This is a genomic window from Arthrobacter sp. Z4-13, from assembly GCF_054792705.1.
Window position 1 is genome coordinate 3181227 of sequence record NZ_CP096459.1, and the last position, 23462, is coordinate 3204688.

Annotated in this window: 26 protein-coding genes; 10 read left to right on the plus strand and 16 right to left on the minus strand. The window is 64.9% G+C overall.

Annotated features, from left to right (window positions below):
* Window positions 1-28: 28 nt before the first annotated feature.
* From ccsB to M1E07_RS16470, 5 genes are read right to left on the minus strand one after another with little or no spacing between them, the layout of a single operon-like run.
* Window positions 29-1123, minus strand: a complete 1095-nt coding sequence (ccsB, locus tag M1E07_RS16450) for a c-type cytochrome biogenesis protein CcsB (protein WP_461187698.1) — start codon at window positions 1121-1123, stop codon at window positions 29-31.
* Window positions 1123-2907: a cytochrome c biogenesis protein ResB gene (gene resB, locus M1E07_RS16455; protein WP_461187699.1), complete on the minus strand. Its 1785-nt coding sequence runs from the start codon at window positions 2905-2907 to the stop codon at window positions 1123-1125. Before resB ends, ccsB begins: the two co-directional genes overlap by 1 nt.
* Window positions 2907-3662 (minus strand): cytochrome c biogenesis CcdA family protein, encoded by a 756-nt coding sequence (locus M1E07_RS16460; RefSeq protein ID WP_461187700.1) that lies wholly within the window; start codon window positions 3660-3662, stop codon window positions 2907-2909. Before M1E07_RS16460 ends, resB begins: the two co-directional genes overlap by 1 nt.
* A gap of 2 nt (window positions 3663-3664) precedes the next feature.
* A complete protein-coding gene (locus M1E07_RS16465) occupies window positions 3665-4303 on the minus strand; it encodes a TlpA family protein disulfide reductase (protein ID WP_461187701.1) in 639 nt (212 codons plus the stop codon).
* Window positions 4304-4305: 2 nt separating this feature from the next.
* Window positions 4306-4986 (minus strand): histidine phosphatase family protein, encoded by a 681-nt coding sequence (locus tag M1E07_RS16470; RefSeq protein WP_461187702.1) that lies wholly within the window; start codon window positions 4984-4986, stop codon window positions 4306-4308.
* A gap of 201 nt (window positions 4987-5187) precedes the next feature.
* Here M1E07_RS16470 and M1E07_RS16475 point away from each other — a divergent pair, with 201 nt between their 5' ends.
* The 3 genes from M1E07_RS16475 to M1E07_RS16485 all read left to right on the plus strand — a co-directional run bounded on the left by M1E07_RS16475 (window position 5188) and on the right by M1E07_RS16485 (window position 7299).
* Window positions 5188-5736 (plus strand): YceI family protein, encoded by a 549-nt coding sequence (locus M1E07_RS16475; RefSeq protein ID WP_461187703.1) that lies wholly within the window; start codon window positions 5188-5190, stop codon window positions 5734-5736.
* A 132-nt stretch (window positions 5737-5868) separates the two neighbouring features.
* The gene (locus M1E07_RS16480) at window positions 5869-6324 is read left to right on the plus strand and encodes a hypothetical protein (RefSeq protein WP_461187704.1); all 456 of its coding nucleotides are present in this window, start codon (window positions 5869-5871) and stop codon (window positions 6322-6324) included.
* A gap of 153 nt (window positions 6325-6477) precedes the next feature.
* Window positions 6478-7299, plus strand: a complete 822-nt coding sequence (locus tag M1E07_RS16485) for a Yip1 family protein (protein WP_461187705.1) — start codon at window positions 6478-6480, stop codon at window positions 7297-7299.
* 51 nt (window positions 7300-7350) lie between these two features.
* Here M1E07_RS16485 and M1E07_RS16490 read toward each other — a convergent pair whose 3' ends face one another.
* Together M1E07_RS16490 and M1E07_RS16495 are read right to left on the minus strand one after the other, a co-directional pair.
* Entirely contained in the window at window positions 7351-8055 is a 705-nt protein-coding gene (locus M1E07_RS16490) for a redox-sensing transcriptional repressor Rex (protein WP_461187706.1), read from the minus strand.
* A 103-nt stretch (window positions 8056-8158) separates the two neighbouring features.
* A complete protein-coding gene (locus tag M1E07_RS16495) occupies window positions 8159-8413 on the minus strand; it encodes a glutaredoxin family protein (protein ID WP_461187707.1) in 255 nt (84 codons plus the stop codon).
* 77 nt (window positions 8414-8490) lie between these two features.
* On the opposite strand from M1E07_RS16495, the gene M1E07_RS16500 reads away from it, so the two are divergent.
* Window positions 8491-9309, plus strand: a complete 819-nt coding sequence (locus tag M1E07_RS16500) for an HAD family hydrolase (RefSeq protein WP_461187708.1) — start codon at window positions 8491-8493, stop codon at window positions 9307-9309.
* Window positions 9310-9381: 72 nt separating this feature from the next.
* Here the strand turns inward: M1E07_RS16500 and M1E07_RS16505 are convergent, their stop codons facing one another.
* From M1E07_RS16505 to M1E07_RS16540, 8 genes are all read right to left on the minus strand, one after another.
* Window positions 9382-9480, minus strand: coding sequence for a 30S ribosomal protein bS22 (locus M1E07_RS16505; RefSeq protein ID WP_003792170.1), 99 nt, complete (start codon window positions 9478-9480; stop codon window positions 9382-9384).
* Between the two features lie 190 nt (window positions 9481-9670).
* The gene (locus tag M1E07_RS16510; RefSeq protein WP_461187709.1) at window positions 9671-9883 is read right to left on the minus strand and encodes a helix-turn-helix domain-containing protein; all 213 of its coding nucleotides are present in this window, start codon (window positions 9881-9883) and stop codon (window positions 9671-9673) included.
* A gap of 166 nt (window positions 9884-10049) precedes the next feature.
* Window positions 10050-11189: a 3-deoxy-7-phosphoheptulonate synthase gene (locus M1E07_RS16515; protein WP_461187710.1), complete on the minus strand. Its 1140-nt coding sequence runs from the start codon at window positions 11187-11189 to the stop codon at window positions 10050-10052.
* A 213-nt stretch (window positions 11190-11402) separates the two neighbouring features.
* A complete protein-coding gene (locus M1E07_RS16520; RefSeq protein WP_461187711.1) occupies window positions 11403-12731 on the minus strand; it encodes a glycoside-pentoside-hexuronide (GPH):cation symporter in 1329 nt (442 codons plus the stop codon).
* Between the two features lie 119 nt (window positions 12732-12850).
* Window positions 12851-14302: a rhamnulokinase gene (locus M1E07_RS16525; RefSeq protein WP_461187712.1), complete on the minus strand. Its 1452-nt coding sequence runs from the start codon at window positions 14300-14302 to the stop codon at window positions 12851-12853.
* Window positions 14299-16359 carry a bifunctional aldolase/short-chain dehydrogenase gene (locus M1E07_RS16530; protein ID WP_461187713.1) on the minus strand — a complete coding sequence of 687 codons (2061 nt, stop codon included), beginning with the start codon at window positions 16357-16359 and terminating at the stop codon, window positions 14299-14301. The genes M1E07_RS16525 and M1E07_RS16530 overlap by 4 nt, the downstream gene beginning before the upstream one ends.
* Before the next feature lie 8 nt (window positions 16360-16367).
* On the minus strand, window positions 16368-17534 hold the full coding sequence (rhaI, locus tag M1E07_RS16535; protein WP_461187714.1) for an L-rhamnose isomerase: 1167 nt from the start codon (window positions 17532-17534) through the stop codon (window positions 16368-16370).
* A 92-nt stretch (window positions 17535-17626) separates the two neighbouring features.
* Window positions 17627-17974 (minus strand): L-rhamnose mutarotase, encoded by a 348-nt coding sequence (locus M1E07_RS16540; RefSeq protein WP_461187715.1) that lies wholly within the window; start codon window positions 17972-17974, stop codon window positions 17627-17629.
* Window positions 17975-18124: 150 nt separating this feature from the next.
* Here M1E07_RS16540 and M1E07_RS16545 point away from each other — a divergent pair, with 150 nt between their 5' ends.
* Window positions 18125-19147 carry a LacI family DNA-binding transcriptional regulator gene (locus M1E07_RS16545; RefSeq protein ID WP_461187716.1) on the plus strand — a complete coding sequence of 341 codons (1023 nt, stop codon included), beginning with the start codon at window positions 18125-18127 and terminating at the stop codon, window positions 19145-19147.
* A 9-nt stretch (window positions 19148-19156) separates the two neighbouring features.
* On the opposite strand, the gene M1E07_RS16550 is transcribed toward M1E07_RS16545, so the two are convergent.
* Window positions 19157-19531, minus strand: a complete 375-nt coding sequence (locus M1E07_RS16550) for a DUF7793 family protein (RefSeq protein ID WP_461187717.1) — start codon at window positions 19529-19531, stop codon at window positions 19157-19159.
* Window positions 19532-19664: 133 nt separating this feature from the next.
* Between M1E07_RS16550 and M1E07_RS16555 the strand changes: the two genes are divergently transcribed.
* The 5 genes from M1E07_RS16555 (at window position 19665) to M1E07_RS16575 (ending at window position 23459) form a co-directional block, all read left to right on the plus strand.
* Window positions 19665-20279 carry an AAA family ATPase gene (locus M1E07_RS16555; protein WP_461187718.1) on the plus strand — a complete coding sequence of 205 codons (615 nt, stop codon included), beginning with the start codon at window positions 19665-19667 and terminating at the stop codon, window positions 20277-20279.
* Window positions 20280-20356: 77 nt separating this feature from the next.
* Complete coding sequence (locus M1E07_RS16560; protein ID WP_458781085.1) at window positions 20357-20566, plus strand: hypothetical protein; 210 nt, start codon at window positions 20357-20359, stop codon at window positions 20564-20566.
* Between the two features lie 78 nt (window positions 20567-20644).
* Window positions 20645-21142 (plus strand): hypothetical protein, encoded by a 498-nt coding sequence (locus M1E07_RS16565; RefSeq protein WP_461187719.1) that lies wholly within the window; start codon window positions 20645-20647, stop codon window positions 21140-21142.
* A 92-nt stretch (window positions 21143-21234) separates the two neighbouring features.
* The gene (locus M1E07_RS16570; RefSeq protein ID WP_461187720.1) at window positions 21235-21810 is read left to right on the plus strand and encodes an alpha/beta hydrolase; all 576 of its coding nucleotides are present in this window, start codon (window positions 21235-21237) and stop codon (window positions 21808-21810) included.
* Window positions 21811-22193: 383 nt separating this feature from the next.
* Entirely contained in the window at window positions 22194-23459 is a 1266-nt protein-coding gene (locus M1E07_RS16575; RefSeq protein WP_461187721.1) for a Gfo/Idh/MocA family protein, read from the plus strand.
* The last annotated feature ends 3 nt before the right edge of the window (window positions 23460-23462 follow it).

Here is a 23462-nt window from a genome sequence, read left to right on the forward strand (position 1 = left end):
ATCCTTGCCGCTCCCCCGTAAACCCTGTTCAGAGGCCTGAGTATGAATGCAGGCCGTTGAAGAACTGGTTGACAATAGTGAAATTGAAGATGACGCAGAGGTAGCCCACGATTGACAGCCATGCCGCCCTGGTGCCGGTCCAGCCCCTGGTTGCCCGGGCATGCAGGTAGCCTGCATAAACAACCCAGATGACGAACGTCCACACTTCCTTGGTGTCCCAGCCCCAGAACCGGCCCCAGGCTTTTTCCGCCCAGATGGCACCGAACATCAGCGTGAAGGTCCAGCCGATGAACGCGATGGCGTTGATGCGGTAGGACAGGTTTTCGAGGCTCAACGCGGACGGCACCAGGCGCATAAAGCCCAGTTTGTCCGAACCGCCGGTGGCAACGGTCTTCAGCCGGCGCGTCTGGACGAGCTGCAGGGCAGACATCGCGAACGTCAGGGTGAACAACGCGGAGGAGAGCACGGCGATGGATACGTGGATGATTAGCCAGTAGCTTTGCAACGCGGGAACCAGGTGGCCCACCGGCGTCCAGTACGCCACGGAGGCGGCCACGAGCATAATGATGACCAGGCCCACCACGAACGTCCCGAGGAAGCGCAGGTCGCGGCGGATCAGCACCAGCAGGAACACTGCAACTGCGACGAAGGCCCCGGTAGTGAGGAACTCATACATGTTGCCCCAGGGCACCCGGCCCGCACCCAGCGCGCGGGTCAGCACGCCGGCACCGTGGATCAGGGCACCCAGGACGGTCAGGGCCACCGCCACCCGGGCGGGAGCGCGCCGCTCACCGGCGTACCGCATGTCGGCGTCGGCGGTAACGACTCCACCGGCCCCGTTGCCTGCCGACCGGGCTGCGGACGACGACGGCCGTTCAGCCCTGCCCGCCGGTCCGGCGAGCTGGGACTCGCTGCGGTCCCCCGCCAGGGCGCCAACCGGCACGCGGGCGGAGTCTTCCGCCTGCGCCGCCTTGAGGTCGATGGCACGCAGGGCCTTGCTGCTCTTGGCCAGGTCCCAGGCGAAAGCGATGAAGGCCACCGTGTAGGTGCCTGCGGCCAGCAGCATAAAGAGCTCGCTGTACTGGCCCATGGTTTCGTTGATTCCGTTGATTCCGTAAGGCATTACTGGTCCTTTTCGGGCCCGGTGGGGCCTGCTGGGGTGGTGACTGAGCCTGTAGTTGCGGCAGGGCCCCCGTTATTATCGCCCGTGCTGCTGGAAGTTTGTTGTGAGGTTCCCGGCCCGGCTGCGGGATCGGGATCCAGTTGCCATTCCTCGGCCAGCAGTTTCCGCACTGCTTGGGCTTCGGTGGCGAGCCGGTGATCCTCACCGCGGGCCAGAAGCCCGTACTCCACCATGGTGCGGCCGTCTGCGTGGGTGCCCGTGCGGACCCATACGCGGCGGCGGTTGACGTAGAGGGAAAGAATCAGTCCGGCGACGGCGAGGAGCGCAAAAATCAGGGCGTAGAGCTGGCCGGGGTTGTGGTGGATGTCCACGCCGATGTAGCGCTTCACGCCGTCGAAGCTGATGGTGCCTTTGCCGTCAGGGAGCGTGTAGCTGCTGCCGGGGGCAAGGGTGATGCCGCCGGCGTCCAGGTTCCTCGCGTTCAGGGGTGTCAAGTCCTGCACGTCCAGTTCGAAGACGTTCTGGGGGGAGCCGTCATCAAGGCCCAGGTCACCGTAGTAGGAGTTCAGGGTCAGCTGCGGGTTGAAGAGTTCGGGGTCGCCGCTGAAGGAGACCCCCTCGTTCGAGACGAAGGCCGTGGGCAGGAAGAAGCCGGCGAAACCCAGCTGGTCCGGCTTGGCATCGGGAACCTTGATCACCACTGAGGAGTAGTAGTTGTCCCCCTGCAGCTTGGCCACCACAGGCCCCTGCATGGCCACGTTTCCGTCTCCGTCCCGGATGGTCACCACAGGGGCGTAGCCGTTGCCGGTGAGGTAGATACTGGTGCCGCCCAGGGTGACGGGATCGTTGACCTTCAGGGTTTCCTTCTGCGCTGGCGCGTCCGGGTTCTCCTTGGTGGTCACCGCGGCGGAGAAGTCGATGGGCTGGCCCTCCTTGCCCTGCGACTCCCGGTCGAACGTGATGTCGAACTTGTCCAGCTGCACGGAGTAGGGCTGGAGCTGGCCGGGCTGGAAGTTGGTGCCCGGGGTGAACTGGTCGTAGCCCACCAGGGTGTTCACAAACGTGTCACCCTCCACCAGGATGCGCTGGCCGCTGTAGCCAAAAAGGCCGCCAACGGCCACGGATACCAGCACCCCGATCAGGGACGTGTGGAAGACCAGGTTCCCCACTTCCTTTGCGAAACCTCGCTCGGCGCCCAGCGAGGGACGCTCGCCGCCGCTGTCCCGGACCTCAACGCGGTAGCCGCGCTTCTTCAGCACCCCGGCGGCGCTGGTGATGGCCGCCGCCGCCGGGATCCCGGCGTCGGCCGGAATCACCAGGGTGCCGTACTCCGGGAGGCGGGACAGGCGTTTGGGGGTCCGCGGCGGCTGGGAGCGCATCGCCTTGTAGTGGGCGATGGCCCGGGGCACCACGCAGCCGATCAGGGAGATGAACAGCAGGAGGTAGATGGCCGAGAACCACGCCGAGGAGTAGACGTCGTACAGCTGCAGGGTGTCCAGCAGCTTGCCGTAATCCGGGTTGTCCTTGATGTACTGGGTGACCACTGAGGGATTGGCCGGGCGCTGCGGGAACAGCGAGCCCGGGACTGCCGCGACGGCCAGGAGCAGCAGCAGGAACAAAGCGGTGCGCATGCTGGTCAGCTGGGTCCATGCCCAGCGGAGCATGCCCATCGGCCCCAGGGCCGGGAGCGCTGTTTCAGCCTTGGCCTCTGATATCTTGCCGCCGGGCTCATGGCCACCGGCCGGGGCGGAAGTTTTCTTGTCTACGTTCACGCGCTCGCTCATCAGATCGGCAATTTCACATCGGTTTGGAACCAGTACTGCAGCCCGGTCACCCAGGTCCCCCAGACGCCGCTGGCCATGAGCAGCCCAAGGACCACCAGGATGCCGCCGCCAATGCGCTGGATGGCCAGGCGGTGCTTGCGGAAGAACGCCATGACGCCCATCCCGCGGCGGAGCGCCAGTGCGATGAGCAGGAAGGGGATTCCCAGCCCGAGGCTGTAGACGAACGCAAGGAACGCACCCTTGGCGGCGGACGAGCCGCCGGAAAGGCTCAGGAGCTGGACCGCTGAATAGGTGGGCCCGATGCACGGGGCCCAGCCCAGCCCGAACGTGAGGCCCAGGAGCGGCGCTCCCCACAGGCCGGCCGGCGGCTTGGCGTGGATTTTGGCGTCCCGCTGCAGCCAGCTGAAGCCGCCCATGAACACCACGCCCATCACGATCACCAGGAGGCCCAGCACCTGGGTAATCCAGGCGTTCTGCGAGCCGGTGAGCAGGGTACCCAATTGCCCGAACGCACCGCCGAGGAGAACAAAGATCACGGAGAAGCCCAGCACGAACAGCCCGATCCCCGCCAGCATACGGCCACGCTTTTGCTTCTCCAGGTCCACGCCGCTTAGCCCGGTGACGTAACCCAGATAGCCGGGTACCAGCGGCAGGACGCAGGGAGACAGGAAGGAGACCAGTCCGGCCAGCAGCGCCACGGGAATGGCAAGGAGGAGCGAGCCGTTGAGGATGGCTTCGGCGAAGGGGCTGTTCACGGCTACTCAGCCACAGCGGCAGCGATGAGGGCCTTCAGCGTGCCCTTTTGGATTTCGCCCAGGACGCGGGAGGCCACCCGCCCCTGCTTGTCCAGCACCAGGGTGGTGGGGACGGCGCCGGGGGGAACCAGCCCGGAAACCGCCAGCAGGACGCCGCCGTCCTTGTCGTCGAAGCTGGGGTAGGTCAGGTTGAAGGACTTGTCGAAGGCTTCCGCGGTGGCCTTCTCGTCCCGCAGGTTGACGCCGAAGAACTGCACGCCCTGTGGCTTGAATTCCTGGTGCAGCTCTTCAAGGATGGGTGCCTCTACCCTGCAGGGGGCGCAGGCGGCGAACCAGAAGTTCAGGACGGTGACCTTGCCCTGGAGGTCGGTGGGCGCAACCACCGTACCGTTGAACAGCGTGCCGTTGATCTGGAGGGCGGACTTGCGGTCGGCCGCGGCGAACTCGGTGACGGAGCCGTCACCGGCCACGTAGTTTTTGTTGTCCCCGGCCCTGGCCTGCTCGGCGAGGGCATCTTCCTGGGCACATGCCGAAAGGCCCAGGGTGAGCGCGGTCAGGGCGAGGCCCCCGGCAGCGAGCACGCTGCGGCGGGAGGTGAGGGGCAGGCCCGGCCGGCCCTTGTTGGTAAAACTGTCAGTCACTTCTAGGCTCCAGGGGTGGTGGCAGCACCGGGAAGAAGGGACGCCGCTGGCTCGCTGTACGTGACGCGCACAAGTGCGCCGTCGTCGTCGAACACCAGCGACGTTATGGAGGTCAGGGTGCACTCACGCTTGCGCGGATCGTGCCACAGAGGTTTGCCTTCGGCGCTGAGCCGGGTGGCCCAGATAGGAAGCTGATGACTGACCATGATTGCTTCGGGCCCCTCTGCCCCGAAGTCGCCGTCAGCCAGCTCAATGGCGCGAAGGCGGGCCTCCTGGGCCGCTTCCATAACCCTTGCCGCCTGCTGCTTGTAGGGCTCGCCCCACGATGGCCGGAGGGGGTTGACCAGCCGCGGCCAGTGCTTTGGCCTGCGCAGTTCGGCCTTGGTGACCTTCATGCCCTCGAAGTAGTTCTCTGCCTCGATGATCCGCCGCTCCGTGTGGATTTGCAGATGCAGGGCGTCCGACGTCGGCCGGGCAGTTTCCTGCGCACGGTCCAGCGGCGAGGCGGCCAGGTAGGTGATGCGGGCCCCACTTTCGGCGCGCTGCCGGAAATGTTCTGCGAGGGTACGCGCCATCTCCTGCCCCAGCTCGGAAAGGTGGAATTCGGGCAGCCTTCCGTACAAAACGCCTTCAGGATTATGGACCTCGCCGTGGCGGAGCAGATGGACAGTGGCTTGGGGCATGTTTACCAGTTTCTCAAAGATGGCGTGCGATCCGAAATCTTCTACATCCAGTAGAACTGAAGTTTTTGAAGAAATGTTCCGAAGGGGGGAACAAAAGATGCAAATGCATGTTTATAGTAGATGCAGCAGTTAGTTGAGACTTCAACAGATGAAGGTTCAACACCGACCCGACAAACAGGTAACACCCTAAGGAGCAACATCATGGCACTTCCCGCAGACGTCACCACCGGCACCTGGACCCTGGACAACTCGCACAGCGAGATCGGCTTCACCGTACGCCACGCAGGCATCAGCAAGGTCCGCGGCCAGTTCAAGGAAGCAGCAGCAACCCTGGAACTCGGCCAGGACGTGGCCGATTCCAAGATCGCCGCCACCATCAACACCGCCAGCTTCGACTCCGGCGACGCCAACCGCGACGGCCACGTCAAGGGCGAGGACTTCTTCGATGTTGAGAAGTTCCCCGAGATGTCCTTCATCTCCAACGGCCTGGTGTCCAAGGGCAACAGCTACGAACTGACCGGCGACCTCACCATCAAGGGTGTCACCCGCCCGGTCACACTGGAGACCGAGTTCAACGGCGTGGCCGTGGACCCGTTCGGCAACACCCGCGCCGGCGTTTCCGCAGAGACCACCATCAGCCGCAAGGACTTCGGCCTGACCTGGAACGCTGTCCTCGAGACCGGCGGCGTCCTGGTGAGCGACAAGGTTGCCATCAACCTCGAACTCGCCTTCATTGCTCCCGCAGCCTAGTTCCTGCCCCTGATTCAGTGCGCTTCATTCGGCGCACCTGATTCAAGGCACCCCGGCACCGGCTTAAGCCAGTGCCGGGGTGCCGCCCTTTTAACGAGTCCCGTGCAAGCGCGCAGGGCTACAGTGATGCCCATGAGCAACTTCGACAGCACGAGGCCCCGCAATGGTTTTGCCGGCATGTTCTCGGTGGCGAACCTTCCCACCGAGATCAAGGTCTCGTACTGGATCTGGTTCCTGGGCGGGATCCTCGGCCTCCTGGGCGGAATGCTCGGCATGCTTGCCTCGCTGGTGCTTTTCGCCGCGGCGCCCGGTGCGGCTGCGCTGGTTCTGTTGCTTATGCTGCTGGCTGCGGCTGTGGGCGCCGCTCAGATCGTCTTTGCGCTGAAGATGAAAGAGGGAAAGCAGTGGGCACGGCTTGCCCTCACAGTCCTGACAGGCGTCACCCTGCTCCTCGCCCTGGCCAACCTGGCGATGCGCGTTGGCCAGGGCGGCAACTGGGCAGGCTTCCTGATCAGCCTCGCAGCAACGGTCCTGCTCTGGCTGCCCAACTCGCAGGCCTGGTTCGCAGCGGTCAGGAATAAAGGCTAGCGGGGCAACCGCCAAACAGGGGACGAATACCTCCCTGGAATGACTCATCTGCCGCCAGTCCGGGGGTACGGTGGACTTAAGCCATGCTGGGGGTAGGGCACAGGACCGAAACCCGGCAGCCTACCAGAACCCCGACATGCCAAAGGACAGCTCATGAGTAATCCTCCCGTCCCGCCTCCCGTGCCCAACGATCCGGAGCAGGGCAACCAGCAGCCGCGCTACGGGGAAAACGCCCCGCAGTACGGGCAGAATCCGCCGCAGTACGGACAGAACGCTCCGCAGTACGGACAGAACCCGCCGCAGTACGGACAGAACGCTCCGCAGTACGGACAGAACGCTCCGCAGTACGGCCAGTCCGGCGCCCCCCAGTACGGGGATAACACTCCGCAGTCCGGCCAGAACCCGCCGCAGGCCCCGGGCTTTGGCCAGCAGCCATACGGACAGCAGCCTTACGGCCAGTCCCCGTATGCGCAGTACCCCTCGGAGCAGCCGCAGCCCACGGGCAGCAACGGGGTGCCGCAGCTGGTCAACATCTCGTTCTGGCTGCTGATCGCCTCAGCTGCGATCTTCGTCATCTCCATGCTCACCGGACTCACCCAGCTGGACGACCCGGTATTCCGCCAGGCCTTTGAGCAGCAAATGGAGGGTAGCGGAGCGGGCGTCACGTACGAGGACATCCAGGGCGTCATCGCCGGCACGCTGGTGGTGTTCGCGATCCTCGGCGCGGGACTCTACCTGCTGGTGGCCTTCTTCATCCGCAAGGGCAAGAACTGGGCACGTATCCTTGGCACCGTGTTCGCGGCGCTGTCCATCTTCGGCCTCTTCGGCCCTCCCAGCATTGGGACCGTGGGCACGCTCCTGGGGATCGCCGCCATCGTGCTGCTGTACCTGCCGGCGGCTGCCCCGTACTTCCGGAAGCAGCAGCCCTTCGCCAACCCTTACGGCGGCGGCTTGGGTAACCCCTACGGCCGGTAAATTTATTCACTTCCCACACCTGCGGGCGTGGGTCCCGGAACCGCCTGGACCCTAGGCGGTCTGCCCCGGGGCCTGCGCCCGCTGTGCGTGGTAGGCCAGGATCTGCAGCTCAGTAGCCATGTCCACCTTGCGGAGATTGACTCCCTCCGGCACTTGGAGCATCACGGGGGCGAAGCTCAGGACGCTGCGCACACCAGCGGCCACCACACGGTCGCAGACATCCTGCGCCACGGCGGCCGGCAGCGCCAGCACCACCATATTCGCTCCGGTGCGGTGCAGCACTGTTTCCAGGTCAGCCACGTCGCTGACGCGCAGCCACCCCACTTCATTGCCTACCACCATCTGGTCGGCGTCAAAGATGGCCACGACGTCGAATCCCCGGGATTCGAATCCGCCGTACCGCGCCAGGGCCTTGCCGAGGTTGCCGGCGCCCACGATGGCGACCTTCCAATCGTGCGTCAGCCCCAGCGCCGCCGCGATGTGACGGCTGAGGTACTGCACTTCGTAGCCGACGCCGCGCGTACCGTAAGAGCCCACATGGGACAGGTCCTTGCGCAGTGTGGCGGAGCTGACGCCTGAGGCTTCAGCGAGGGACTCAGAGGAGACGCGCTCCACTCCCTCGGCGAGCAGGGTGTTCAGGGCACGCAGATAGAGCGTCAGCCGGGCCACCGCTGCGGGCGGAATCTGTTTGGCTGGCGTACCCGTGGCATCCGGAAAATCCGGGACAGCCTGGGGAGTTGGATCCAGCGAAGCCACCAGCCCCTCCCTCGCATCGCGTTGTGACTCCACTCTAGAGCCCTCCGGCCGATGCCAACAAAGCAGCCGGCCACATAACATCCGTGGTCACGGGCGCTGCTCCTTATTGGGCCATGGCCCGCTGAAGCACGCGTTGCAGCCGGGTCTCATCAATTTTCCAGAAGTCGCGCTGCACCCCGTCCACCAGCACCACCGGGATTTCTTCGGCGTAGCGGTCCCGCAGCTCCGGCCGGTGGTCCACCAGCTCTTCCGTCCACTGAAGGCCCAGCGAGGCAGTAACGCGTCCGACGGCGTCGCGCGCTTCTTCGCAAAGGTGGCAGTCAGCTTTGGTGATCAGGACGACGCGCGGTGTAGCCATGCCTTAACCGTAGCCCCGTTGACTGTGGCCCGCGACGCCGACGGTGTCCAGGGACTGGATTGACTAGACTCAGCTTTATGCCCGAGGAGAAATACGTCGCCGTAGTCACCAAGCCGGTTGCGGCGCCGCAGCCCGGCGAGGCGGCGTTTTTCGACGTGGACAACACCCTCATGCGTGGCGCCAGCCTCTTCCATGTTGCCCGCAAGATGCACCAGCGCGGCGCCTTCACGCTTGCCCAGGCCGCCGGATTCGCGTGGAAGCAGTTCAAGTTCGTGGCACGCGGGGAAAACATGGACGACGTCCACGCGGTCCGGGATTCCGCACTCACACTGGCCGCCGGCATCACGGTGGAAGACATCAAGGCCCTCGGCGAAGAAGTCTACGACGAGATGATTGCCTCCCGGATCTGGCCGGGCGCCAAAGCCCTGGCCGAGCAGCACCTGCGCGTGGGACGGCGCGTCTGGCTGGTGACGGCAACCCCTATCGAAGTTGCCACCGTGATTTCAACCAGGCTGGGGCTCACCGGAGCGCTGGGTACTGTCGGGGAGATTTCCGAGGGCATGTACACCGGCCGACTGGTGGGAGACATCCTGCACGGCTCCGCCAAAGCCCTGGCCGTCCAGGCAATCGCCGACGCCGAGGAGCTGGACCTCAAACGCTGCTGGGCCTACAGCGACTCCTACAACGACATTCCGCTGCTCACCCTGGTGGGCCACCCTGTGGCCATCAACCCGGACGCCCGCCTCCGCCGCCACGCCCGCGACCACAACTGGCCGGTCTACGACTTCCGCGCAGGCCGCCGCGCGGCCACCTTCGGCCTGAAGACAGCCACCGCCTGCGGCGCCGTCTACGGACTCTGGAAAGGCTTCGCCCGCTTCCGGGGCCCGCGCAACTAGGTAGCAGCCTGGACGACGAAATGCCCGCCGCCTTGGAAGGCGACGGGCATTTCTACGCTGTTCGAAGTATCTCTACTTCTTATTGCGGCGCTGGTGACGGGTCTTGCGAAGCAGCTTGCGGTGCTTCTTCTTGGCCATACGCTTGCGACGCTTCTTAATAACTGAACCCACGAAAGTTCCTTACAAACTAGATGCAGTACCTGTCTGATGGAAAGTGTTCGTGGACAGAGCTACGAACTGAACAACTGACAGATTCTTACAATGACGTAAAACGTTCCTTAACAGGGTACCGCTTATCAGGAGCGGCTTCTGACCGCAGCGGCTCCCACCGGCGAAAACACGGCGAATGGGACGTAAGGCCTCAGGCGGTTTCCGTGTGGCCCTCCACCACAGCACCCTTGAGGTACTGCTCCACGGCGGTTTCGGGTACCCGGTAGGAGCGGCCGAATCGCACTGCCGGCATGTCGCCGGAGTGGACCAGCCGATAGACAGTCATTTTGGAGACGCGCATGACCTGGGCTACTTCCGCCACGGTCAGGAACTTCGCGTTGGAGAAGTTCTGTTCTGCCGACATTTCCCTATTTTCCTTTGCTGACGGATGGACAACAGTGACCCCAGGTACGTGCCAATGCGGTGTTCCGATGCTGAGCCATCCACCTATCTAGATACTCTAGATGTTCCTGTGGCAGAAGTGAAAGTAGTACGGTCCCCCTATTTGCTCCTTCGTTCCCAGTCCCCGCTCACCTCCTGCGCTTGCGCGCGGATGCGGCCAGCTGGTCCAGCACCGAGACCGAAACCTCCCAGTCCATGCACGCGTCCGTGACGCTCTGCCCGTACAGAAGCTCCGGTCGGCCGGCCGCGTGCTCGGTAACATCGAGGTTCTGCGCGCCGCCCACCAGGAAGCTTTCCAGCATGACTCCGGCGATGGCTTGCGCCGAAGCCCCGCCGTCCTCGAGCTGGGCGCCGATCTCCAGCGCGACCTCGGCCTGGCGGTGGTGGCTCTTGCCGCTGTTCGCGTGGCTGGCGTCAACGATAAGGCGCGGGTTCAGCTGCTTGCCCGCAAGCTTCGCCGAAGCGGCCTCGACGTCGGCGGCAGAGTAGTTGGGTCCCTTGCGGCCGCCGCGGAGGATGACGTGGGCGTCAGGGTTCCCCGCGGTGGCCACCAGCGCGGCCCGGCCGTCGCCGTCAATGCCAAGGAAAGCCTGGGCCGCCGCGGCCGCACCGCAGGCGTCGATGGCTACCTGGAGGTCGCCGTCGGTCCCGTTCTTGAAGCCAATGGGCATGGAGAGGCCGGAGGCGAGCTGCCGGTGGATCTGGCTCTCGGTGGTGCGGGCCCCGATGGCGCCCCAGGAGATGAGGTCCGCCATGTACTGCGGGCTGATGGGCTCGAGGAATTCGGTGGCGGTAGGAAGGCCGAGCGCGTTGACCTGCCGCAGGAAGTGCCGTGCCGTCCGGAGTCCGGTGACCATATCGTGGCTGCCGTCCAGCCGCGGATCGTTGATCAGGCCCTTCCAGCCCACGGTGGTGCGGGGCTTCTCGAAGTAGGTCCGCATGACGATCAGCAGGTCTTCCTTGTGCTTTTCAGCCTCGCTGACCAGCCGCCGGGCGTACTCCAGTCCGGCCTTGGGGTCGTGGATGGAGCACGGCCCCACAATCACCAGGAGGCGGTCGTCCACGCCGTCCATGATGGCGCGGACTTCATCACGTCCGCGTTCGACGACGTCTGCCACCCGGGCGTCCAACGGCAGTTCGGCGATGATTTCCTGCGGAGTGGGCAGCGCAGTGAACTCGCTGACGCGCAGGTTCGACGTCGATTTTGCCGTGGATTCCCTACGGGGGTTGCCGGCGGTGGTGCTTGCGGTGGCTGTTGCGGTGCTCATGTTCGGGTCCTGTTCCAGATGGGAAGCGGGCCCAGTCAGAACCCGCCGGAGAAACGGCGAAGGGCAGAGAATGATCTCTGCCCTGTTGGCTCTGAAGGAAAGTTGGATGCGTGTCAGTTAGACGCGGGCCCCTCCAGAGCCAACGAAAAATACGCATACCAACGGTTTGTCATGCCATGAACCATAACCGCAGGCCGCCGTGGCCGCAAAGTGTTACGTTGCATCGCGCGACAAGGTGGCCACGAGCTCCGCGTGCTTTTGGTCTGTCAGCCGGTACCAGTACATGATCCCTACCGATGCCAGAACCAGGGCCCCGGGCAGCAGACCCGCCGCAGCCCGGATGGCGAGGGTGGCTGCATCAGATTGCTCCGCAGTACCCGAAACATAGCCTCCCCAGGCGAGTGAGAAGGCAACGACGGCGGCTCCGAACCCCATGCCGAGCTTCCGGGTGGCGGCCAGGAGCGCGTAGTTGATTCCCTGGACCCGGACTCCCGTTTTCCACTCCCCGTATTCCACAGTGTCGGCAATCAGGGCCCACGTCACGATGCTGACCGAAGCCGAAGCCAGGAGCCCCAGCACGAGGCCCGCCAGTCCGAGCAATGGCATGTCCGCGGGGGCCAGGAAAACCAGCACGCCGCCCACCGCCCCGAATCCGCCGCCAACGCCGTAGACAGCCCGCTTGCCCCATCGCGCCACGGGAAGCGGCATCAGGACAGCCAGCGTCAGCGTGATCACCACTTGGGCGGTGGCCATGACGGGGAAGAGGTCCACCCGGGAGAGGACATCGCGGAGGTAGTAGAACTGGGAAGCGCCGGTGGCAGAAGTTCCGGTAACGAAAAGGACGGAACTCACGCAGAGGATCACCAGCGGGGAATTTGCCTTCAGGGCTGCCACGCTCTGGCGAAGGGTGATCTTGGGGATGCTGCCGGGGACCTGCTCAACACAAACCATGCCGGTAAAGCAATAGAGCAGTGAGCCAACGACGGCGAAAGTGATAGTGAGCCAGGTGAAGATCTGCTGCATGTCCTGGCCGGCACCGAGGAGCGGTGCAATGAAAAACCCAAGGGTCGCGCCGACCGAGAGGCCGCCGATGGTCCGTGCCCCACCGAGCCTGGCGCGTTCTTTGGCGTCCTGCGTCATGGCCCCCACCAAGCACCCGTAAGGCACATTAACCATGCTGTACGTGACACACACCAGCGCGTAGGTACAGTACGCGTACAGCAGCTTCAGGGACGGGTCGACATCCGGAACGTGGAACACCGCCACACTCAGCAGCAGGGGGATGAAGCCGAACATCAGGAACGGGCGGAACTTTCCCCACCGCTTGCTCGAAACGCGGTCCACGATGCGGCCGGCCGCTATATCGGTGAAGGCGTTAAAGACCCGCGCAACAAGCAGCAGTGTTCCGGCCGCCGCTGCGCCGATCCCCGCTACGTCCGTGTAGTAGACGAGCAGGAACATGTTCCCGGTACTGATGATCATGCTGTTGGCCGCATCGCCGGCACCGTAGCCGAAAACGCTGAACCTGCTGAGTTTCTTCATTGCTTCCTTGTTCGCCGGGCTGAGAAACCGTTTTCTCGTGCCCGCAGAAGAAACTTACCCCAAAATCCTGCGAAGAAACAGCAGCTGCCTTATGCAGTGATGCCCGGAGCCGGCAGGGGCTACAGCCGCGAGAACTCCGGCACGAAGACCTGCAGTGGGCTGCTGGCCACCACCATGGCACGGAGTTCTCCAAGCCCGCCGTCAACGGAACCTGCAGCCCGCGCCTGCACCAGGACGTTGCCCAAGGCTGTGGCTTCCACCGGCCCTGCTACCACTTTCCTGCCTGTGGCGTCCGCGGTGAGCTGGCAGAGCAGACGGTTCTGGGAACCGCCGCCCACCACGTGCACCACGTCCACCGAACGGTCGGCGAGCCGCTCGGCGTCCCGGATCGTGCGGGCATAGCCGGCAGCCAGGCTGTCCATAATGCAGCGGGTGATGGCGGCAGGATCGTTCGGCAGTACTTCTCCGGTTCGGCGGACCGCTGCACGGATGCGCTCCGGCATATTGTCCGGGGCGATGAAGTAGGGATCGTCCGGGTTGATCTGCGGCCCGCCGGGAGGCAGCGCAGCTGCCGCCGTCAGCAGGGCCGTCAGTTCGGGCTGGAACCCTTCCCCGGCCCAGGTCCGCTGGCATTCGCTGAGGAGCCAGAGTCCGCCCATGTTGCGGAGGTAGCGGATGGTGCCGTCCACGCCGCGCTCATTGGTGAAGTTGGCTTCCCGGCTGGCCTCGGTGAGGACCGGGTGCTTCAGCTCGAGCCCCACGAGGGACCAGGTGCCGGAGGAGATGTACGCAAAGTCTTCTTCCTGCGCCGGGACAGCTGCGACGGCGGAGGCCGTGTCATGTGATCCCACTGCCACTACCCGGGTCTGCTGGGGCAGTCCCACTTGGGCGGCGATGGCCGGCAGGAGGGTGCCGACGGTTTCGCCGGGCTGGATCAGCGGCGGGAACAGGTCCTTCCGCAGGCCCAGGGCAGTAAGGAACTCGGTGGCCCACTCCCCCGCCACGGCATCAAACAAGCCCGTGGTGGAGGCGTTGGTCGCCTCGGTCCTTCGCTGCCCCGTCAGGAGGAACGCGATCAGGTCCGGGATCAGGAGGGCCTGGAGGCCGTCCAGGTCCGGCTCGCTGGCCAGCTGGTAGATCGTGTTGAACTGCAGGAACTGCAGCCCCGTGGTCCCGTACAGCCGTGCCGGGTCCAGCTTCCGGTGCACCGGCTCCACAGCGGTCCGGCTGCGGTCGTCCCGGTAGCTGAACGGCTGGGCAGTCAGCTCGCCGGCGGCGTTGACCAGCCCGTAGTCCACGGCCCAGGTGTCGATGCCAATGCTGGCCACCTCCTCACCCTGTGCCGCTGCCACGGTGGCCGCCGCCGCGAGGCCCTTAAGGACCTCGCTGAAGAGGGCGTTGAAGTCCCAGCGGAGACCGCCGTCGATGTCCACCACACCGTTGGGGAAGCGGTGGACGACTTCGAGTTGCACGGAACCTTCGGCGACCCGGCCCAGGATGACCCGGCCCGAGGAGGCGCCGATGTCGACGGCGGCGAACGCACCGCCGTCGACATTCTGCACGTTGCTCATCGCAGGAAGGCTGCGGCCACTCCGGCGTCCACGGGGATGTGCAGGCCGGTGGTGTGGGACAGTTCGTTGCTGGTGAGGACGGCGGCGGCGTTGGCCACGTGCTCGGGCAGGACTTCACGCTTGAGCAGGGTCCGCTGGGCGTAGTACTCGCCCAGTTTTTCCTCGTCCACGCCGTACACGGCGGCGCGCTTGGCGCCCCAGCCGCCGGCGAAGATGCCCGAGCCGCGGACCACACCGTCGGGGTTGATGCCGTTGACGCGGATCCCGTGCTCGCCCAGTTCGGCCGCGAGCAGCCGAACCTGGTGGGCCTGGTCTGCCTTGGTGGCGGAGTAGGCGATGTTGTTCGGGCCGGCGAACACGGAGTTCTTGGAGGAGATGTAGACGATGTCCCCGCCCAGGCCCTGGGCGATCATGACCTTCGCGGCGGCCTTGGCCACCAGGAAGGAGCCCTTGGCCATGACGTTGTGCTGCAGGTCCCAGTCCTTCTCGGTGGTTTCCAGCAGCGGCTTGGAGATGGACAGGCCGGCGTTGTTGACTACCAGGTCCACACCGCCGAATGCCAGGACAGCGGCGTCGATCGCGGCTGCAACCTGCGCTTCGTCCGTCACGTCGGCCTGGACGCCGATGGCAATGTCCGGGCCGCCGAGCTCTTCGGCCACCTTTTCGGCGTTCTCCAGGTTCAGGTCGGCAATGACCACGCAGGCGCCTTCCGCGGCGAGGCGGGTGGCGATGGCCTTGCCGATGCCGGAAGCGGCGCCGGTGACCAGCGCGATGCGGGTGGCGTGGGACTTGGGCTTGGGCATGCGGGCCAGCTTGGCTTCCTCCAGCGCCCAGTACTCGATCCGGAACTTCTCGGATTCCTCGATCGGGGCGTAGGTGGAGATCGCCTCGGCGCCGCGCATCACGTTGATGGCGTTGATGTAGAACTCCCCGGCAACCCGGGCGGTCTGCTTGTTCGCCCCGTACGAGAACATGCCCACGCCGGGGACCAGCACAATGGCCGGGTCCGCGCCGCGCAGGGCCGGGCTGTCCTGGTCCGCGTGGCGGTCGTAGTAGGCCTGGTAGTCCTCGCGGTAGTCCGCGTGGAGTTCGTGCAGCCGGGCGATCGAGTCCTCGATCGATGCATCGGCGGGCAGGTCCAGGATCAGCGGCTTGACCTTGGTGCGCAGGAAGTGGTCCGGGCAGGAGGTGCCCAGGGCGCCCAGGCGCGGGTGCTCGGCGGCTTCGAGGAAGTCCAGGACGACGGCGTCATCGCTGAAGTGCCCCAGCTGCGGCTTGTCCGTGGAGGCCAGGCCGCGGATCACGGGTGCCAGGGCTGCAGCCTTGGCGCGGCGCTCTGCCTCCGGCAGGGCTGCGTAGCCGGGCAGCTTGGCGCCGAAGGGTTCCGCCTTGCCGTTGTCCGCGATGTACTTCTCGGCCTGCTCGATGATCCACAAGGAGTTGGTCTCGGCCTCTTCACTGGTGGTACCCCAGGCGGTGATACCGTGCCCGCCCAGGATGGTGCCGATGGCCTGCGGGTTGGCCTCCTTGATCGCGGCGATGTCCAGGCCGAGCTGGAAGCCGGGGCGGCGCCAGGGAACCCACACCACTTTGTTGCCGAAGATCTTGGTGGTCAGCGCCTCGCCGTCCACCGCGGTGGCGATGGCGATGCCGGAGTCCGGGTGCAGGTGGTCCACGTGCGCTGCGTCCACCAGCCCGTGCATGGCGGTGTCGATCGACGGGGCTGCGCCTCCCTTGCCGTGCAGGCAGTAATCGAACGCTGCCACCATCTCGTCTTCACGCTCAACGCCGGGGTAGACGTTCTTCAGCGCGTTCAGCCGGTCCAGGCGCAGTACTGCAAGGTTCTCTGCCTTCAGCGTGCCCAGGTCCCCGCCGGAGCCCTTGACCCACAGCAGCTGGACGTCTTCGCCCGTGACCGGGTCCTTTTCGGTGCCCTTCGCGGAGGTGTTGCCGCCGGCGAAGTTGGTGTTCCGCTTATCCGCACCCAGGCGGTTGGAACGCGAAATCAGATCTTCAACAGTCTTGTTAGCTGTGTTCTGCATGTCTGTGTTCTGCATGTTCATGCCTAAGCGCCCCATCCGGCTTGCTGGCCGCCCACGCGGTCCTCGTTGATCTTCTTCTGGTAACCGCTGGCCTTGAACGCTCCCAGCGGGTCCGCGGGCAGGCCGCGGGATTCACGCCACTCGGCCAGGACCGGCCGGACGTCGGTGTAGAACGCATCGTTGAAAATGCCGTTCGCGGCCAGCACATCACCGGAGCGCTGCGCTTCGGCCAAGGCTTCGGTGTCCACGAGCAGGGCCCGGGCAGTCATCTCCTGGACGTTCAGAACGGACCGGATCTGGCCCGGGATCTTCTCTTCCAGGTTGTGGCACTGGTCCAGCATCAGGGCCACACCGGAGTCCTTGCCGAAGCCACCGCCACGGATCACTTCGTACATGATGCGGAACAGCTGGAACGGGTCAGCCGCGCCGACAATCAGGTCGTCGTCGGCGTAAAAGCGGGAGTTGAAGTCGAACGAACCAAGCTTGCCCAGGCGCAGCAGCTGCATCACGATGAACTCGATGTTGGTACCCGGAGCATGGTGGCCGGTGTCCAGGCAGACAAACGCCTTCTCCCCCAGCGCCAGGGTCTGGGCGTAGGAGGTGCCCCAGTCCGGAACATCGGTGTGGTAGAAAGCCGGCTCGAAGAACTTGTACTCCAACACCAGGCGCTGCTCGTCACCCAGGGCGGCGTAGATCTCCTGCAGGGATTCGGCCAGGCGGTCCTGGCGGCCGCGGATGTCGTCCTGGCCCGGGTAGTTGGTGCCGTCAGCGAGCCAGATCTTCAGGTCCTTCGACCCGGTGGCGTGCATGATCTCGATGCAGTCCAGATGATGATCCACTGCACGGCGGCGGACGCTCTCGTTGGACGAGGTCAGCGAACCGAACTTGTACTCATCATCCTGGAAGGTGTTGGAGTTGATCGTCCCCAGGCCCACGCCCAGCCCTGCAGCGTATTCCTTCAACGCGGCGTAGTCATCCACCTTGTCCCACGGGATGTGCAGCGCAACGGTAGGAGCCAGCCCGGTCAGCTCGTGCACCTTGGCGGCATCCGCCAGCTTCTCCTGCACGGTACGCGGGGTGCCGGGCGTGCCGAACACCTTGAACCGCGTACCCGAATTTCCATAAGCCCACGAAGGGACCTCGATGGCAAGCTCCTCGAGCCTGCCCAGCGCCGTTGCTACGTCATTCATGATGATGGTTCTTTCCCGGTGTTGTTGAGCTGTGGTCTGGTTGGTATTGGTGTGTTCCGGTGCGGCCCCACTGCTGGAGCGCCCGGTGCGTGTCAGCGTGCGGAGGACTCTGCCGCCGCGAGCTGGCTGTCGAGGTTGAAGACTTCCTCCAGTACCTGGAACCCCTCGTCGGGCGCCTGGTCCGGGTCTTCGAAAAGTTTGGCCATCTCCGCCTGCCAGCGGGCGTTGACGTCCGCCAGGGCCATGCGGGCCCGTGCTGCGTCGAAGTCGTCGCATTCCAGGTAGCCGATCAGGAGCCCGTCTTCGCCGAGGAAAAGCGAGTAGTTGTTCCAGCCGGCGTCCTTGAGGGCCCGAAGCATCTCGGGCCACACGGCGGCGTGCCGTCGGCGGTATTCGTCCATCAGCGCCGGCTGGACCGAGGAACGGAAGCACACCCTCATTTGGAACTCTCCTGAACTCGCGGATCTTTGAATCGTTTCATTGTTACGATTCAAAGTACTCTTGAACCGGAGCAGGTGTCAAGCATTTCGGGACCTGTTCCACACCAGAACCGGGAGGCGCTAGAACCCGGCCCACCAGCACGGAGAATCATGAACCGCTCAGCCAGCATCAAGGACGTCGCCAACCACGCCAGCGTGGCGGTCGGCACGGTGTCGAACGTGCTGAACTACCCGGACAGGGTCTCGCAGCGGACCAAGGAGCGGGTGCTGCGGGCCATCGACGAACTGGGCTTCGTCCGCAACGACGCCGCGCGCCAACTGAGGGCCGGCCACAGCCGCACCATCGGCCTCATCGTCCTGGACGTGGGCAACCCGTTCTTCACCTCCGTGGTGCGGGCCGCGGAAGATGCGGCCGCCCTCCAGGGCAGCGCCGTGCTGTTGGGTGACAGCGGGCACGACGCCGGCCGCGAGGCCAATTACATCGATCTGTTCCAGGAGCAGCGGGTCCAGGGGCTCCTTATTTCGCCCGTGGGAGATGTCACTGAGCGCTTGGACCTCCTCCGCGAGCGCGGCGTGCCCACCGTCTTGGTGGACCGGCTGGCTGACGAGGAAAAGTTCAGCTCCGTGGCTGTTGACGACGACGCCGGCGGGTATCTCGCTGCCCGGCACCTGCTGGACACCGGCCGCCGCCGGCTCGCCTTTGTGGGTGGCTCCACGTCCATCCGCCAGGTAGCGGACCGCCTTCAGGGTGCCCGGCGCGCGGTGAAGGAAGAACCTGGCGCCACGCTGGAGGTGCTGGTATCTGAAGGCCAGACCGTCCTGGCCGGCCGCAGCGTCGGCAACATGCTGGTGGAGCGGGAGCGCGACGGACTTCCCGACGGGATCTTCTGCGCCAACGACCTCCTGGCGCTCGGCGTCATGCAATCGCTCACCATGACGCACACCTTCCGGATTCCCGAGGACATTGCCTTGATTGGCTACGACGACATTGATTTCGCGGTCTCGGCCGTGGTGCCTCTCTCCTCCATCCGGCAGCCCACCGAGGCCCTGGGCAGGACAGCCATCGAACTCCTGGCTGAAGAGGTTGAAGCCCAGCATCCCCGGCACCGCGCAGTCATCTTCACCCCGGAACTGGTGGTCCGGCAGAGCACCGCGGCGCCGTCCGAGTCCTGATCAGTACACCTACCCGTCCTGCTGCAGCCAGTCCATGCATTCGGTTCTGGACGTGAAGAAGCGGGTGGGGCACGGCGGAACGTGCACGCCCAGGAAGAAGTTCGCCAGGATCCGGTCCACCGGACTGGAACCCAGCAGCGCGATCCGGTTCGCCGCGCAGGGGATGGAGAACACGGAGCGGGCCGCCCTGGTGACGTTTTCCGTGGTGGCCATGTCAACGAGCATGGGGAAAGTCCCTTCCCCTGCTATCTCGTTAACAGCCGCCATTGCCGCCTGGGCGTCATGCTGTTCTATACGGACTTGCGGCTCCCAGATAAGGTGGATGACACCGTCGGAACGCAACTCCACGGTGCCCTTGCCACCATCAACCTTCACAGGCTCCATACCCAGTCTCCCTCCCAGTGCAGACTCCCCTATTCTGCTCCCACTTTGACCCGGCAGCGCCCTTACCTGTTTTCACAGCCCGCCCACAGGCTTCCCGAACCGCCAGCACAGCGCACCTCCGTAAGAAAGAAATATGACCCAACGCCCGAGACGACCATCCGCACTTATTGTTGTGCTGGGAATTGACGGTGCCGGCAAATCCACTTCCGCGCGCGAGGTGGCGGAACTTCTGCCTGGCACGCCAGTGCTGGTGCTCGGCAACTATTCGGGGAGGAAAACCATCGCTGGCCTGGCCCAGCGCTTCGCGGTACCCCTGCCCGTCCAGGCCGCGGATATCCTCGAAACCGCTGTCAGGGTCTTCAACGTCGTACTCAACCATCTGCGCGCCCGATGCTTTGACGGCCTGGTCATCATGGACCGGCATCTGTACTGCCAGCTGGCTCTGCGGAAAACCCGGGGCATCCGCCGCCGCCGGATGCTGGAAGCCCTGCTGGGACTGCTGCCGAAGGCCCAAGCTGTGGTCTACTTCGACATCCCGGCTGAGCAGGCGTACGAACGCATCGCCCTTCGGGGCGAGGACCAGGAAAGCCTCGAGGATCTCCAGAGGTTCCGGAAGGCCTACACGGAGCTTCCCTGGTACCCCGGATTCGCTGTTATTGATGCAAGCGGCACCACTAAGAGCAATGCCCTGCAACTGCAGCAGGTCATCGCCAACGCATTGGAATCTCCTGCCTCCCTCCCCCGATGACGCCACGCCGGAAATCGATTGCGGCAAACACTCTTACTGCTCTTGTGGGGCGGGGGTAGCAGAAGCAAGGATTGGTTATGGATGACCTGCGGCACAGAGCCAGACACCTGCTGCAGCGGAAGGACCTTGGCCTGATCGATCTCTGGATCCTCTACTGGAACCACGGCGGGCACTGCCATCCCTTCGATTTTGATGCCTTTATCCATGACGTCCTGCCTGTCGCGTGGTTCGACCTGGATGCCCTTCAGTCGGCGGTCGAGGAACTGTCCCTGGAAGCCATCGCCTAGGTTAGGGCCTCCGCCCTGCTGGGTACTTACCAGGAAACCAACGGTTCCAGGTAAGGCCGAAGCAGATTGGAGCAGCACATGCAGGGTGAGACGAGGGGATGGCGGCTGGTGGCGGCCGCAGGAAAGGGCGCAGTGTGCGGCCTTGCCGGAGTGGCAGTGATGACAGCCGGTGAAAAAGCCGAACAATTCCTTACGAAACGGCCGAACTCCTACGTGCCTGCCAGGACTCTTTCAACGCTCCTGGGCAGGGGGCCCGGGCAGGCGGAGAAACCATTCGTGTGGAACCACCTGATGCACTGGGGTACCGGGGCGGTGCTGGGCTCCCTCCGCGGCATGTGGGCCGCAACCGGCATCCGCGGACCCCTGGCCAACGCCAAACACACCGCCCTGCGGCTCGCCATTGACCAGACCCTCGAGAATGCCTCTGGGATGGGCGCACCTCCTACAACCTGGACTCCCCGCGAACAGGTGGTTGATGTGCTGCACAAGGCCGTCTACTCCATTGCAACAGGCGTTGCCGCCGACCGCTGGATTCCACCCCTGCTCGAATCGCGCAAAGGGACCACCAGCCACTAGGGCGGATGTGACTTGAGGGTGGCCAAACGGCGCAGCTGGTTGACGGAATCCCTGGCATTGCTGCAGCACTCCCAGGATGTTCTGGAGGAGAGATGGATCGTCCCAAGGAAACGACACTGAATTTTGCTGCCGCGAGCGCCCGGCCCGGAAGCGAGCCCGGGGAGGCACCTGTTCCCGGGCAGCAGGGTCTTGGCCTGGAGCCTGTCCGGGACACCCTGCTCTACGTCCCGTCCGGACTGCAGCCCCGCCAACCGGCCCCGCTTATCCTCCTGCTGCACGGCGCCGGGGGTGAAGCGGCCGGCGGCTTGTCACTGCTGTCTGCCTTTGCCGAAACGCACAAAATCATCCTGGCGGCACCGTCTTCCCGCGGCTCAACCTGGGACGGCGTCCGAGGATCCTTCGGCCCCGACGTGCAGATGATCAACCGTGCCCTGGAACGGATCTTCACACTGGTTTTCGTAGACCCGGAGCGCATCGCCGTGGGTGGCTTTTCGGACGGGGCGTCCTATGCGCTGGCCCTTGGCCTGGCTAATGGGGACCTCTTTTCGAGGGTCATTGCCTTCTCCCCGGGATTTGTCCCGCCCGTCCCGCACGCCGGCCAGCCCCGGGTCTTCGTTTCCCACGGGGACAGCGACAGTGTCCTCCCAATTGACCGCACCAGCCGCTAGCTGGTGCCCGTGCTCCAGTCGGACGGCTACGACGTCACCTACCGGGAGTTCCCTGGCCCGCACGCGGTACCGGCAGGCATCGCCCGGGAAGCTGTCGACTGGCTGGGCTGGCAAAGTTAACGGAACCGGAGCTGGATCTTTTCCACCCACGAGGAGCCGGTAGGCCACGCGGGGCGGCGCCATCTGCCAGGACCCCGGGTATTCCCACGCCGAGCGCCTTTTCCGGTGGATCCCGGGTCGGCTCCCTGGGCAACAAGCATCTTTTGAACCGTTACATGACTGGACGTCACGGACAATCGTGCCCCACACTGGATAAGGGAAAGCGCTTGCCGAATGGTGGGCGCGGAGGAACACCGTGCCCTGTCCGGGCGGAATGGAGCACCATGGGAACGCCAGCCGGCATGGTCGCCGGGACCGAGCCCCGGGACCTTGACAACGAAGTACCCGCCGACGCGCAGGCTGCCGCCGAGCCTGGTTCGGAGTACGCCCGCGGGCCTGCTGCAAGGGTGGCGCTGGTAGGTGTCCACGGCTTCGGCACGCACCACCTGCGGAACCTGGAACGCCTCCAGGCGGCCGGCGTCGTCGAACTCGTTGCCGTCGCTGACCCGAATGCCCCCGCTCCCGGTTCGGTCCCTGCAACAGCGCACGCGTTTTCAGGGCTGGCTGAACTGCTCGCGGAGACCAGCGGACTGGATCTGATTATTGTTGCCACGCCCATCCAGACGCATGCCCCGCTGGGCCTGGCAGCACTGGCCACTGCCGCCGACCTCTACCTGGAAAAACCGCCGGTCGCGTCGCTTGCGGACTTCAACCGGCTTTGCGACGCCGCAGAAGTGAACGGCCGGAGTGTCCAGATCGGCTTCCAGAGCCTGGGTTCCCACGCGCTGAAAGCCATTGAAAAGCTGCTCGCTGACGGAAGCATAGGCACCCTCCAGGGCATCTCGGCCACCGGTCGCTGGGTCCGGGACCGGGCCTACTACAAGCGGTCACGCTGGGCCGGCAAACGCACCATTGACGGCGTGGACGTGGTGGACGGAGTGGCCACCAACCCGCTGGCACATGCTGTGGCAACAGCTCTGAGGATTGCCGGAGCACGCACGACGGCAGATATCTCTTCCCTGGAAACCGAGCTCTACCGGGCCAACAGCATCGAGTCCGATGACACCTCGGTGATCCGGATCCGTACCAGTACAGGCCTGCCCATCACCTGTGCGCTCACGCTGTGCGCCACCGAATCCGTGGAACCCTACGTGACCCTCCAGGGCTCGGAAGGCACCGCCGTCTTCCATTACACGGAGGACCGCCTCACCGTGGAAACAGCAGCAGGGCGTTCCGAAGAGGTCTTCGGCCGGGACGACCTGACGGAAAACCTGTTGGCCCACCGCAACGGCGGAGCTGCGCTCATCAGCCCGCTCCTGGACAGCGGCGCTTTTATGCTCGTCCTGGAAGCCATCCGCACCGCCCCGCTACCGGCGCCCGTCGGCCAGGCGCACTTCCGTTGGGAGGGCGAGGGAGACGCGGCGCACGCCGTGGTCACCGGCGTTGAGGAGGCCCTGGCGCGTGCTGCCGGGCAGCATGCCACCTTCAGCGAGCTGGGGCTCCCCTGGGCCGAAACGGCCCCGCACGTCTTCGAATTGCCAACTTCCTGATAT